Here is a 13,618-nt window from a genome sequence, read left to right as displayed (position 1 = left end):
CCCGCATGCTGTCGGCGTCCACGCTCGCGTTGTCGGCTCTCGCGGCAGCCCTGTTCAGCGCGCCCGTCCCGGCGCAGGCGCACCCGTTCGGCGATCCACAGACCGTCGCCATCGCCGCCGACCAGCAGCGCCCCGAGGTCGTACACGTCCGCTGGAAGGTCGGCGGGCTCGACGACCTGACCCTGCTCGCGGTCTCGCTCGGCCTGCTGCCGCAGGACCGGGTGATGCTCGACGGCGCCGTCTTCTACCAGGACTCGGACTCGGCCGCACTCACCGCCTCCGGCCGGTTCACCGAGTACCTGCTCAGGCAGATCACGGTCACCAGCGCCGGGCAGCCGTGCACCGGCTCCGTCCAGCCGCCGGCTGACCTGGCCAGGAGTGGCGTCACCCTCGACTACACCTGCTCCGGCCCGGCCGGCAGGGTTGCCGTCACGGTCCGGACGTTGACCGACCTCCATCCGGCGTACCGGACGCTGGCCAGCGGCCCCAACGGCGCCCGAGCGGTGTACGAGTCGGGCAGGGAGTCGCACGACTGGGTGCTCGGCGAGGCGGCGGCGCCGGCCGGCGTACCCGAAGGCCCGCCGGCTGCCGGCGGTCCGGAACAGCAGCTCGGACGCAGCGCTGCCGTCCAGCTCGGCGCCGTGTTCGGCGGGGTGGTGCTGGTCGCGGTCGGCGGGCTGCTGCTGTTCCGCCGGTCGACCCGCCGACGTCGGGCCGCCGCCGAGGCGCTGCCGAGCGGGCGTTCCGGACAGCCCGCATGAGCACGAGCCTCACCATCCAGGCCGCCGCCAACCAGGCCACCACCGTCATCCAGACCACCGTCGTCCAAGCCGCCGACCTCTCCGACCGGCTACAGGGTCTGGTCTCCGGGCCGGGCGTGCCGCCGGTGGCGTTCGCGCTCGCCTTCCTCGCCGGAGCCGGTCACGCGGTGACGCCGGGGCACGGCAAGAGCCTGGCCGCCGCCTACCTCGTCGGATCGCGGGGCAGGGTCCGGGACGCCGCCTGGCTGGGCGGCTCGGTGGCGGCCATGCACACCATCTCGGTACTGGTGATCGCGCTGGCCTGGACGTTCCTGTCCCTCTCCGACGTGATCCGGATGCCGGAGCTGACCACCTGGCTGGAACTGGTCGCCGGCCTGCTGGTCGTCGCCACCGGCCTCTGGCTGGTACGCCGCCACCTGCACAACGCCGGCCACCCGCACCACCACCACACCCACCCGCACCACCACCACTCCCACTCGCACGGACAGCAGCCCGGCCACCCCGTGGGCGCACGGGCGGGGCAGCTCGACAGTCTCCGCGACGACCACCATCCACCCGGGGACCAGCACAGCCACGAGCACGGCAAACGCCCCGGGCTCGTCCTGCTCGGCATGTCCGGCGGGCTCACGCCGTCCCCGGCCGCGTTCCTCGTCCTGGTCACCGGGCTGTTCCTCGGGCGGGCCGGTTTCGCCCTGCTGCTGGTGCTGACCTTCGGCGTCGGGATGGCCGTGGTGCTGTTCGGCGTCGGCCTGCTCGCCCTGGCCGGCAACTCGCTCGTCCTCCGGGGTGCGCGTTCGCACTCCCTGCTGCGCCACGCCTCCCGGCTGGCCCCGGTACTCGCCGCCGTCGGCATCACCGTCTTCGGCGTCGGCCTCACCACAGTCGCGGCGATCCACCTCACCGCTGTCACATAAGGAGAAACCCGTCATGACATCCCAATCGCGGGTGGGCGTCAGACGCCTGCGCGCGCTCTGGCCCGTACTCGTCGTCGCGCTGGTCGCCGCGACCGGGCCGGCACTGGTTCCGCCGGCGGCGGTGGCGGAGGAACCGCCGCCGCCGGCCGTCGCCGGAACGCCGAGCCTCAACCTGACCGACGGGCAGACCCTGGACGGTACGGTGACCGTCACCGCCGAGCCCACCAGCGAGGACGACTCGGTGGTCGGCATCGCGGTCGACGGCGAGACGATCGACGCCGACCGGACCGCCGGCACCGCCCACTTCGGCTTTGACATGGGCGGCAACGGCACCGAGGCGCGTTACCGCAACTACCTCACCGTCAACGGCCGCACCGCCGAGGCGGACCGGATCTACTTCCCGACCATCCCCGGCGGGAACAGCGGCAGCCTCGCCTTCCCCGGCGACTGGCTGCGCTCCGGCACCAACACCGTCACCGTGAACGCCGGTTGGGCCTGGGTCGACACCACCAACACCAGCGCGACCGGCTACGAGCAGCTCCCGTACGGCGAGGGCGGGCGCTGCCCGAACTACGACGACTTCCCGCTGAGCAGCATCAACCTCAGTCTGCTCGGGGTGGTCGCCGACGGCGAGCAGAACCTGTTCAGCTACAACTTCGGCGACGGTACCTGTGGCAGCGGCCGGAACCTGCTGCGCCAGGATCTCACCTTCGTCGTCTCCGGCGAGCCGGGCAGCACGGCCGGGCTGACCGCCGACCTCGACACCACCAAGCTGGACAACGGCCGGCACACCGTCGTCGCGACCAGCCGGTCGGGTGCGAAGCGGAGCGTCACCGTCGAGGTGAACAACGCCGCTCCCGGCTCGGCAAAGCTGACCCCGGCCGACGGCGCGTTGGTCCGGGGTACCCGGCCGGTGATCGCGGCGCTGCCGAACGGCAGCACCGACAGCGTCGAGTCGCTGGCCATCGACGGTCGGCCGGCGGAGAACGCCGAGACGCTCGCCGCCGGTACGGCGACGCTCGGCCTCACGGTCGAGGCCGGCAACTCGATGGAGGCGAAGTACCACAACTACGTACTGGTGAACGGGAACCGGGTCGAGCTGGGCGGCGACTACGCCGTCAGCGGCGCCGCGTACGTCAGCCTCGACTTCCCGACCCGGTTCCTGAGGCCTGGGGACAACGTCGTCGAGCTGAAGACCGGTGACTACAACGGCACCGCCAACGGCGCGACCTGCCCGAACCACGACGACTTCCGGGTGACCCGCAGCTCGGTCAGCCTGGCGTTGAGCACGCCGGGCACGGTGACGGCCGGCACGACGTACCTGGTCACCACCACCGGGTCGACGGTGACGAAGACGGCGACCACCGACGCCTCGCTCGCGCTCGGCGACGGCACCTGCGGCCCCAACAAGGAGGCCGAGTTCCACTTCACCGTCGACGGTGCCCCGACCACCCGGACCATCGACACCCTGGGCAGCGGCGGCGACGCGCACCTGAAGGTCTTCGTCGGCGGCAACGGTGCCGACAACGGCTTCGACAACAAGGTGCTAATCAACGGCATCCCGCTGGACCTCGGCGTCTGGGAGAAGGAGGTCGCCGACCTCGCGTTCCCGAACGAGTGGCTGGTCCCCGGCGTCAACGTGCTGGAGTTCGTCGCCGGCAGCGACCACGGCAGCGCCAGGCCGGGCGGCTGCGACAACTACGACGACTTCACCCTGCGGGACTTCGCGCTCGCCCCGGTCGCCGGCAAGGCGACCCAGTTGACCCGGATGATCGCCGGGACCACCGTCACCATCGGCTCGACCAGCTACCCGGTCGGCTCGCCGGTGACCGTGCACATCGGCGACGGCACCTGCGGCAGCAGCCACAACGCCGCCCTGACCAAGACGGTGCTGTTCGCCGTCACCGCCGAGGACGGCTCCGCGCTGCCGGCGCTGGGCAAGCGGGCGGACGTCGACACGACCGCGCTCGCGGACGGCGCGCACACCATCCGGGCCGTCGTCGGCGACAAGACCTCGACCCGGCAGTTCACCGTCGACAACACCGCGCCGGTGGTGGAGAGCAGCGTGCCGGCGCAGGGCCAGCGGCTGACCGCGACCGTCGCACTGGACGTCGAGATCGCCGACGCCACCGGGGTGGCCGGCACCCCGACCATCACCCTGGACGGCAGGCCGGTCGCCCAGGGCGACCAGATCGGCCACGGCCTGCCGGCCGGCGACCACACCATCGCGGTGACCGCCACCGACACGCTCGGCAACACCGCAACCCGGGAGGTGCGGTTCACCAGCGCGAGCATCCCGGACGTACCGACCGAACTGGGCGCGGCCGTCGCGGGTGGGAACGCGCCGTCGGCCACCCTCTCCGCGAAGATTCCCGGCGAGGACGGGGTACCGCTGACCGCCACCTTCACCAGGGCGGACCTGGTGCTGCCGACGGCGGGCTACCAGGGCGAGGCGTCCGCCGTGCCGACCACGCTGGACGTGGCGCACGACCGGACCGTCGACGTCGCCTCGCTGCGCCCGCTCGACGGCCGGACCATCGACACCCCGTCCAGCCGCGACGTGGTGTTCCAGCGGTACGACGTGCCGCTCGGCGCCACCTCCGCGACCCCGATCCTGCGCTGGGAGGGTACGGCCGACCCGAAGCGGGTGGTGGCGCTGCGGGTCTGGGACCCGGCCGCCAGGAAGTGGGTGGTGCTGACCAGTTCCCGGGGACAGGCCGGGCAGAGCACCGTGCTCACCGCACCGCTGGAGCCGGGGCACCGGACCGGCGGTACCGTGCACGTGCTGGTCACCGGCGAGGACCCGTTCGCCGACGACCTCTCCCCGCGTGACTCGTCGGCACAGAACGACAAGGACCGGTTCGAGGACCCGGCGACGTACGACTTCGCGCTCGCGCACTTCACCGACACCCAGTACCTGGCCGAGGGCGCGGCCGGCGGCACGTACGACGACTTCGACGGTCGGGCCGAGCCGTCCGACATCCAGACCGCCGAGGAGCAGGCGATCTTCGCCGCCGCGTACCGGAGCCAGACGCAGTGGATCGCGGACAACGCGGCGGGGCGCAAGATCGCGTACACGGCGCACACCGGCGACATCATCGAGAACGACTACTACGACCCGCTGGCCAAGAACGCGGACGGCTCGTTGCAGCGGCCCGGCCTGAACGAGCAGGTCGACCGGGAGTTCTCGCGTGCCTCCGAATACCAGCGGGTGCTCGACGACAAGGGCGTGGTCAACCAGGTCATCGCCGGTAACCACGACAACCAGCTCGGTGCCGAGACCGGCCCGGACTCCCGGTTCAGCCGGACCTTCGGCGCCGACCGGTACTACCAGGTCGCACGGGGCTGGCCGGCGGGCGCCGAGTACCACGCCTGGGACGAGGTGACGAACCCCGACGGCAGCGTCACGCCGGGCCGGGACAACCAGAACAACTACGTCCTCTTCACCGCCGGTGGCCTGGACTTCGTCGCCGTCGGGCTGTCCTACGGGGTGACGCCGGAGGAGGCCCGCTGGGCCGACTCGGTCTTCAAGCGCTACAAGGACCGCAACGGCATCCTGCTCTCGCACGACTACCTGAAGCCGTCGACGAACCCCGACGGCCGGGGCGCGGCCTTCTCCGCCCCGGACGGCTCGCCGCTCTACAAGCTGGTCGTCGAGAACAACCCCAACGTCTTCCTGGTACTCGCCGGGCACGAGCACGGCGTCGGCACCAACCTGAAGACGAAGGTCGGCGTCACCGTGACGCACGACGTGGTCGAGCTGCTGGCGGACTACCAGTTCTACACGGTGTCGGCCGGCGAACTCTGGCCCGACCTGGTCGACGCCGCCGGCAACATCGACCTGAACCGGGACGGGAAGGTGGACCACAAAGCCACCGACCGGTTGCAGTTCGGGGCGAGCTTCCTGCGCCTGATGCAGTTCGACGTGGACCGGGCCGAGATGTCCATCGACACGTACTCGCCGCTGCTGGAGAACTTCGGCGCGACCGAGTACGACATCCGGGCCGACGGCAGCCAGACCACGCCGCGCTACAACGGTGCGGAGGACAACCTGACGCTGCCGGTCGACATCACCAGCCGGAAGACCTCGTTCAACACCGACTCGCTGGCCGCGTACGTGCCGTCCGGGGTGATCGGCACCGACGAGGTACCCGCGAACGGCACCGCCACGGTGAACTGGGGCGGGCTGCTGCCGGGCACCTCGTACGCCTGGATCGTCTCGGCCCGCAGTGCCGACGACGGTACGGCGGTGGCCCAGCCGGCGGTGTTCCGTACCGCCAAGGGTGCGCCGACGGTGACCGTCAGCCCGGCGACAGTGGACTGGGGTACGGCGGCGACGGTGACGGTCAGGGTCGCCGCCGGCACCGCTCCGGTCACCGGCACCGTGGAGTTGCGCGAGGGGAGCACGATGCGCGGCTCGGCCACCCTGGCGAACGGCGCCGCGACCTTCACCCTGCCGGTCGGCCTCGTGGGCGGCGAGCACCGGCTGACCGCGTCGTACTCCGGCAGCGAGTTGCTGGACGCGGCGCAGGGCAGCGGCACCGTGACGGTGAAGCTGCCGCCGGCCTGGAGCGCGTCGAAGGTCTACGACAGCGGTGACCGGGTCAGCCACCAGGGCCGGGTCTACCTGGCCTCCTGGTACGCGAAGAACCAGAAGCCGGGCGACCCGAACGGCCCGTGGCAGGAACTGGCCATGACCGAGGCGGGGGTGACCGTCTGGACGGCGTCCCGGATCTTCGACGCCGGTGACACCGTGACGCACGACGGGAAGATCTTCCGAGCCCGCTGGTACACCCGGAACCAGGCGCCGGGGAACCCGAACGGTGCCTGGGAGGAGATCGCCCCGCCGCCGCCGGACGGCAGCCCGGCGGCCTGGACGCCGACCACGGTCTACCAGGCCGGCGACCGGGTGACGTACCGGAGCCACGTGTACGAGGCCAAGTGGTACACCCGGAACCAGGCACCCGGTGACCCGAACGGCCCCTGGAAGTTGATCAGGTAGCCGGACGCCGTACCCCTGCCAGTTGATCAGGTAGCGGTGCCACACGACCGGCCCGGAACCGATAGGGTTCCGGGCCGGCGTGGTTCGTGCGGGGCGACGTCGGCGGGGTGAGATCCCGGGGTGACATCGCGCCCATATTCTTGACTGATTCCAGATCAGTGGCCAGACTTCGGTGCGTGGTGGCGACCCTGGACTTCCCGCAGTTGCTGCGCGGAGCCGCGCTGCGGGTGACCCGTCCCCGGGTCGCGGTGCCCGTCTGCGACTCGCTGCACGCGCTCACCGCCGGCCGGTCCTGAACCCTTCGATCCGCGAAGTCACGGAAGGAACCAGATGTCCGAAAACCACGACGCGATCGTCCACGACGCGGAGGCGGGCAGCGAGTCCCGCTGCCCGGTCGCGCACGGACGCGCCCCGCACCCCACCCAGGGCGGCGGCAACCGCGGCTGGTGGCCGAACCAGCTCAACCTGAAGATCCTGGCCAAGAACCCGGCCGTGGGTAACCCGCTCGGCGAGCAGTTCGACTACGCCACGGCGTTCAAGAGCCTCGACCTGGCCGCCGTGAAGCAGGACATCGCGGAGGTCATCACGACCTCCCAGGACTGGTGGCCGGCCGACTACGGCCACTACGGCCCGTTCATGATCCGGATGGCCTGGCACAGCGCCGGCACGTACCGGATCAGCGACGGTCGCGGCGGCGCCGGAGCCGGGCAGCAGCGCTTCGCACCCCTGAACAGCTGGCCGGACAACGGCAACCTGGACAAGGCCCGCCGGCTGCTCTGGCCGGTCAAGAAGAAGTACGGCCAGAGCCTCTCCTGGGCCGACCTCATGATCCTCGCCGGCAACGTCGCCCTGGAGTCGATGGGCTTCAAGACCTTCGGCTTCGCCGGTGGCCGGGCCGACGTCTGGGAGCCCGACCAGGACGTCTACTGGGGTCCGGAGACCACCTGGCTCGGTGACTCCCGCTACACCGGTGACCGGGAGCTGGAGAACCCGCTCGCGGCGGTCCAGATGGGTCTCATCTACGTCAACCCGGAGGGCCCGAACGGCAACCCGGACCCGATCGCCTCGGCCCGGGACATCCGGGAGACGTTCCGCCGGATGGCGATGAACGACGAGGAGACGGTCGCGCTGATCGCCGGCGGCCACACCTTCGGCAAGACCCACGGTGCCGGCCCGGCCGACAACGTCGGCGCCGAGCCCGAGGGTGCCTCGATCGAGGAGCAGGGCCTGGGCTGGAAGAACAGCTTCGGCACCGGCAAGGGTGCGGACACCATCACCAGCGGTCTCGAAGTCACCTGGACCTACCACCCGACCCGGTGGGACAACGAGTTCTTCCACATCCTGTTCGGGTACGAGTGGGAACTGATGCAGTCGCCGGCCGGCGCGCACCAGTGGCGTCCCAAGAACGGCGCGGGCAGCGACATGGTGCCGGACGCGTACGACCCGTCGAAGCACCGCGAGCCGCGGATGCTGACCAGCGACCTCGCGCTCCGGTTCGACCCGGTCTACGAGCAGATCTCGCGGCGGTTCCTGGCGAACCCGGACGAGTTCGCGGACGCCTTCGCCCGGGCCTGGTTCAAGCTGACCCACCGCGACATGGGTCCGGTGGTGCGCTACCTCGGCCCGGAGGTCCCGACCGAGACGCTGATCTGGCAGGACCCGATCCCGGCGGTGGACCACGAGCTGGTCGACGCCGCCGACGTCGCCGCGCTCAAGGGCCAGATCCTCGCCGCCGGGCTGACCGTCTCCGAGCTGGTCTCCACCGCTTGGGCGTCGGCCTCGACGTTCCGGGGCGGCGACAAGCGCGGTGGCGCCAACGGGGCGCGGATCCGCCTCGAACCGCAGAGCGGCTGGGAGGTCAACGACCCCGACCAGCTCGCCCGGGTGCTGCACACCCTGGAGGGGATCCAGCAGGCGTTCAACGCCGCGCAGACCGGCGGGAAGAAGATCTCGATCGCCGACCTGATTGTCCTCGCCGGTTCGGCGGCGGTCGAGCAGGCGGCCAAGACCGCCGGGTACGCGGTCGAGGTCCCGTTCACGCCGGGGCGTACGGACGCGTCGCAGGAGCAGACCGACGTGGAGTCCTTCGCGGCGATGGAGCCGACGGTGGACGGGTTCCGCAACTACCTCGGCAAGGGCCACCGGCTGCCGGCCGAGTTCCTGCTGGTCGACCGGGCGAACCTGCTGACCCTGAGCGCGCCGGAGATGACCGTCCTGGTCGGCGGTCTGCGGGTGCTGGGTGCGAACCACGGGCAGTCGCCGCTCGGCGCCCTCACCACCAACCCCGGGTCGCTGACCAACGACTTCTTCGTCAACCTGCTCGACCTGGGTACGACGTGGCAGGCGACCTCCGAGGACCAGACCACCTTCGAGGGGCGGGACTCCGCCACCGGCGAGGTCAGGTGGACCGGTACCCGCGCCGATCTCGTCTTCGGCTCGAACTCCGAACTGCGTGCGCTCGCCGAGGTCTACGCGAGCGACGACGCCCGGGAGAAGTTCGTGCACGACTTCGTCGCGGCGTGGGTGAAGGTGATGGAACTGGACCGCTTCGAGATCGCCTGATCTCCGACAGCGCCACCCGGACACCGCAGTAGCGCCCGATCACGGCAACGTCGCCCTGGTCACGGCAGCCGGGCCGGCCCGCGAGGGCCGGCCCGGAACGGCCCGGCTCGATCCGATCGAGCCGGGCCGTCCGTCGTCCCGGGTGGGTCAGCTCGGGTACGCCTCGAACTCGTACAGCCGGGCGGTGTTGTCGCCGTTGGTGCCCGGAGCCAGCACGTTGACGCGTACGTAGCGGGCGCTCACCGGCGTGATGGTGTGGGTACTGACGTTGGCGGTGTTGCCGCGCGGCGACGACACCGTCGTCCAGGTGCTGCCGTTGGTGGAGACCTGGATGTCGAAGTCGCGGGTGTTGTACGCGGTGTTCTCCCCGCCCGCCCCCGCGTGCCGTACGACGAACCGGCCGACGGTGCTCGCCGTGCCGAGGTCGACCCGCCACCACTTCGACGACCCGTTCGAGCACCACTTGTCGCTCCAGCCGCCCGAGACGCTGCCGTTCACCGCCTTCTCCGGTCCCTCGGTCGTCGCGCACGAACTGTCGGCGGTCGCCGGCTTGTTCAGCGCCAGGTTCGTCCCCGGCGGTGGGTTGCCGGTGCCGGTCAGCTCGAACTCGTCCACGTCGAACAGCCCGCCGCCGGTGCCGGTGAAGACCAGGAACACCGGACCCGACCCGCTGGTCAACGAGGTCGAGACCTCGGTGAAGGTGCCGTACCCGCCGGTGTTCGGGACGGTCAGCGTGCCGAGTACCGGACCGGTCGCCGATCCGGTGCGGACCTGGATCTGCCCGCCGGGGCCACCGGAGGCGACCCGGGCGGTGATCCCGGTCCGGCCCGACGCGTTGGTCGAGGCGTACCCGAGCCAGTCGCCGCTCTCGATGTGCCCGACCTTGACGCCGCCCCGGGCGCCCGCGTCCGAGACGTTCTGGGTGCCGGACTGCGCCGAGTACGCCTCGGCCTGGATCCGCCCGGTAGGCGGCGGCTGCGAGCCGGCAGTGGCCCGGTAGCTGCGCCCCGCCACGGCGGCGAAGGTGACCTGCTGGCCGTTGCGGGTGACCGGTACGACCTGCCCGGTGCTCAGGTCGACCACGTCGGCGGTGGCCAGGATCGGGTTGCGGACGGTCAGGTTTCCGCTGCTGCCGGCCGCCATGGTGATCCGGGTCGCGCTCCGGTTGGCCCACTCGACGTCGACGGTGACGTTGCCCCGGGCGCGCAGCCCGGTGACCGAGCCGGTCGACCACGCCGACGGCAGCGCCGGCAGCACGTCGACGACGCCGACCTGGCTCTGCAACAGCATCTCGGTGACCCCGGAGGTGGCGCCGAAGTTGCCGTCGATCTGGAACGGCGGGTGGGTGTCCCAGAGGTTGGCCAGGGTGCTCCCGGTGAGTTGCTCGCGGAGCAGCTTGTGTGCGCGGTCGCCGTCCCGCAGGCGGGCCCAGAAGTTGATCTTCCACGCCTTGCTCCAGCCGGTGCCGCCGTCACCCCGGGCGTTCAGCGAGACCCGGGCGGCGTTGGCGTAGTCGGTGTTGGTCAGCGCGGAGATCTGCCGGCCCGGATGCAGGCCGAACAGGTGCGAGACGTGCCGGTGCGTGTCGGACTGGCTGTCCCAGTCGCCCTTCCACTCCTGGAGCTGCCCCCACGAGCCGATCCGCAGCCCCGGGTCGAGCCGGTTCAGCGTCGACTGCCACTGCGTACGGCTGTCGGCGTCCAGCCCGAGCGTGCTGCTGGCCGCGATGGTGTTGCTGAACAGCTCCCAGACGATCTGCTGCGACATCGACGCACCGGCGGTGAAGTCGCCGTTCTCCGGCGAGTAGCTGGGCGAGACGACCAGCCGGTTGTCGCGCGGGTCGGTGTGCAGGTTCGCCACCCAGAACTGGGTCAGCTCCTTCAGCACCGGGTACGCCCGGTCGCGCAGGAAGGCGGTGTCCCGGGTGAACAGGTAGTGGTCGTAGAGGTGCTGGGCCAGCCACGCGCCCGCCTCGGGGAACCAGAACGAACTCGCCCAGTCGTGTACGCCGGTGAAGCCGTACGGGTTCGTCTCGTTGTGTACCACCCAGCCGGGCGAGTTGTTGTAGATGTTCTGCGCCGTGGTTCGGCCCGGGGCGCGCATCGAGTCGATGTAGTCGAACAGCGGTCCCGTGGTCTCGGCCAGGTTGGTGATCTCCGCCGGCCAGTAGTTCATCTGGAGGTTGATGTTCACGTGGTAGTCGGCGGACCAGGGCGGACTGTTGGAGTTGTTCCAGACGCCCTGGAGGTTCGCCGGCAGCGAGCCGGCCCGGGACGAGGCGATCAGCAGGTAGCGGCCGTACTGGAAGAAGAGCATCTCCAGCGCGCGGTCGGCGGCGCTGGACCCGCCGGTGTAGGCCGACCGGAGGTTGTCGGTCGGGATGTTCGGCATCTGCCCGCCGATGGCGAGCTTCACCCGGTCGAACAGCGCCTTGTAGTCGGCCACGTGCTGGCTCCACAGCGTGCCCCACGCCTGGCCGGCCGCGCCGTCGACCGCCGCGGTCACCTTCTGGGCCGGGTCCGCGCCGCGATAACTCGGGTACGTCGGCGCGTAGTTGGTGCCCGCCGCGAGCACGATCGTCGCGCTGGTGGCCCCGCTGACCGTCATCCGGTCCGTGCCGTTGGTGCGGGTGCCGCCCTCCAGGATCACCCGGAGCTGCGACTCGTAGCGCAGGCCGTTGGAGAGAGCGCCCCGGATGGTGATCCGGTCGCCGCTGACCGTCGTGGTGGCGCCGGACCGGGGCGCGACGTGCCGCAGCACGAACGAGACCCGGCCGGCCTGGCTCGCGGTCAACCGGGTGACGATCACATTGCGGGGATGGCTGGCGATGAACTCCCGGCGGTAGGTGACGCCGCCGGTGTCGTAGCTGACCCGGGCGGTCGCCTCGGCGATGTCCAGCTCCCGGCGGTAGTTGGCGACCGAGGCGGGCGTACCGGTCATGTCGAGGTAGACGTCGCCGAAGTTCTGGTACGCGCCGAAGCCGACCTTGGGTTGGCCCAGTCGGCTCGCCACCGTTGCCGGCGCGACCCGCTGCTGGCTGTCGATCATCGCCTGCACGTCGTCGATCGCCGTCGGGCGGGGGGAGGTCCAGTTGCCGTTGTTGTAGTTGCCGTCCCCCGGACCGCCGGTCCAGAGCGTCTTCTCGTTGTATTGCAGGCGCTCGGACTGGATGCCGCCGAAGACGCTGGCGCCCATCGCGCCGTTGCCGATCGGCAGGGACTGGGTCTCCCAGTCGGTGGCCGGTTCGTCGTACCAGAGCGCGAGGGCGGGATCGGAGGCGGCGAACGCCGGACTGGCCGGGCCGGCCGCGCTGACGACGGCGACGACCCCGGCAGCCAGCACCGGGGCGAGCAGGACGGCGACGGTACGTCTCATCGGGCACCTCCGCTCGTCGACGCAAGTGGACGGATAGATCGGATGACTGTGGGATAGAGGAAGCCTGTCACGAGGTTGTCCCCCTGTGGGCTGCGGCCGGACGGGATGGTGGGTCACGAGCGACCTCGGTGGCACGGTGGTGGGGTCGCCGGCTGCTGGCCTTCGAGTACGCCGGTCGGGATGGCGCCGTCGAAGGTTAATGGCACATGTCAGGGTAGAGACAAAGATGTATCCCGTCGAGGGTGGCCGCAAGATTGGAACGGCGATACATCGGAGGAATGCCCGGCGACCGACCAAAGTGGCTGGTGGCGGACGCAAAGGTGCGGCCCCTGACCGGGAGCCACGAAGACTTGGGTCTCCGTAACCCCTGCCAGGGGCCGCACCTGTCGTGCTACCTGCTACCTGCCGACCGGGGTCCGCCTCCGTACCGTGGTCGGCGCCGATCCGCGTCGGTGCCGCATCCGGCTCCGCATCAGCGTCGTACCGTCCGGCGCCGACGGCTGAGGAAGAGGAAGGCCGCACCGGCGACGAGCAGTGCCAGGCCGACGCCGAGGAAGGCGATCGTGTTGGCACCGGTCAGGGCCAACCCGCCACCGCCACCGGACGTCTCCGCCTGGGCGGCAGGAGTGACCGGCGGGCCCTGGGCGACGTTCTTGTCGTCCGTCTTCGGCTGCTCCTCCGTCGCCGGCTCGGTGGGTGCCGCCGTCGGACGGTTCGAGCCGTTGCCCGTCTTCTCCGGCTCTGGCTTCTGCCCGGCCGGCCCCTGGCCGCCACCCGGCTGCTCCTGGTCGGGGGACTCGTTGCCAGGCTGGTTGGCGGGCGGCTGCTCGTTGCCGGGCTGGTTGGCCGGCGGCTGTTCGTTGCCGGGCTGGTTGGCCGGCGGCTGTTCGTTACCGGGCTGGTTGGCGGGCGGCTGTTCGTTGCCGGGGTTGCCGGCCGGCGGTTGGCCGCCACCCGGGTTGCCACCTGCCGGCTGCTCGTTGCCCGGCTCGTTCGCGGGGGGC

General features: G+C 71.1%; 6 protein-coding genes. 4 read left to right on the top strand and 2 right to left on the bottom strand.

Translation table 11 applies throughout. The annotated features are described in order from the left end of the window. Positions 1 to 5 precede the first annotated feature (5 nt). The 4 genes from Pen02_RS37770 to katG all read left to right on the top strand — a co-directional run bounded on the left by Pen02_RS37770 (position 6) and on the right by katG (position 9,239). Positions 6 to 761 (top strand): hypothetical protein, encoded by a 756-nt coding sequence (locus tag Pen02_RS37770; protein ID WP_203871006.1) that lies wholly within the window; start codon positions 6 to 8, stop codon positions 759 to 761. Continuing rightward, complete coding sequence (locus Pen02_RS37765) at positions 758 to 1,675, top strand: nickel/cobalt transporter (RefSeq protein WP_239141939.1); 918 nt, start codon at positions 758 to 760, stop codon at positions 1,673 to 1,675. Before Pen02_RS37770 ends, Pen02_RS37765 begins: the two co-directional genes overlap by 4 nt. A 13-nt stretch (positions 1,676 to 1,688) precedes the next feature. Then, positions 1,689 to 6,677 carry a carbohydrate-binding protein gene (locus Pen02_RS37760; RefSeq protein ID WP_203871005.1) on the top strand — a complete coding sequence of 1,663 codons (4,989 nt, stop codon included), beginning with the start codon at positions 1,689 to 1,691 and terminating at the stop codon, positions 6,675 to 6,677. A gap of 330 nt (positions 6,678 to 7,007) precedes the next feature. After that, a complete protein-coding gene (gene katG, locus Pen02_RS37755) occupies positions 7,008 to 9,239 on the top strand; it encodes a catalase/peroxidase HPI (protein WP_203871004.1) in 2,232 nt (743 codons plus the stop codon). A gap of 147 nt (positions 9,240 to 9,386) precedes the next feature. Here the strand turns inward: katG and Pen02_RS37750 are convergent, their stop codons facing one another. Together Pen02_RS37750 and Pen02_RS37745 are read right to left on the bottom strand one after the other, a co-directional pair. Continuing rightward, the gene (locus Pen02_RS37750) at positions 9,387 to 12,614 is read right to left on the bottom strand and encodes a glycosyl hydrolase family 95 catalytic domain-containing protein (RefSeq protein WP_203871003.1); all 3,228 of its coding nucleotides are present in this window, start codon (positions 12,612 to 12,614) and stop codon (positions 9,387 to 9,389) included. A 472-nt stretch (positions 12,615 to 13,086) separates the two neighbouring features. Next, positions 13,087 to 13,618: LPXTG cell wall anchor domain-containing protein (locus tag Pen02_RS37745; protein WP_203871002.1), on the bottom strand; the 532-nt coding region annotated here is incomplete at its 5' end.

This window comes from Plantactinospora endophytica (assembly GCF_016862915.1).
Taxonomy (GTDB): domain Bacteria; phylum Actinomycetota; class Actinomycetes; order Mycobacteriales; family Micromonosporaceae; genus Plantactinospora; species Plantactinospora endophytica.
Note: the sequence above shows the minus strand (reverse complement) of the source record. Positions and strands in the feature narration are given on the sequence as shown.

Bases quoted from the DNA above. Each gene is read 5' to 3' on its own strand.
- Pen02_RS37765 (WP_239141939.1), top strand. From the start codon at position 758: ATGAGCACGAGCCTCACCATCCAGGCCGCCGCCAACCAGGCCACCACC.
- Pen02_RS37760 (WP_203871005.1), top strand. From the start codon at position 1,689: ATGACATCCCAATCGCGGGTGGGCGTCAGACGCCTGCGCGCGCTCTGG.
- Pen02_RS37770 (WP_203871006.1), top strand. From the start codon at position 6: ATGCTGTCGGCGTCCACGCTCGCGTTGTCGGCTCTCGCGGCAGCCCTG.
- Pen02_RS37750 (WP_203871003.1), bottom strand. From the start codon at position 12,614: ATGAGACGTACCGTCGCCGTCCTGCTCGCCCCGGTGCTGGCTGCCGGG.
- katG (WP_203871004.1), top strand. From the start codon at position 7,008: ATGTCCGAAAACCACGACGCGATCGTCCACGACGCGGAGGCGGGCAGC.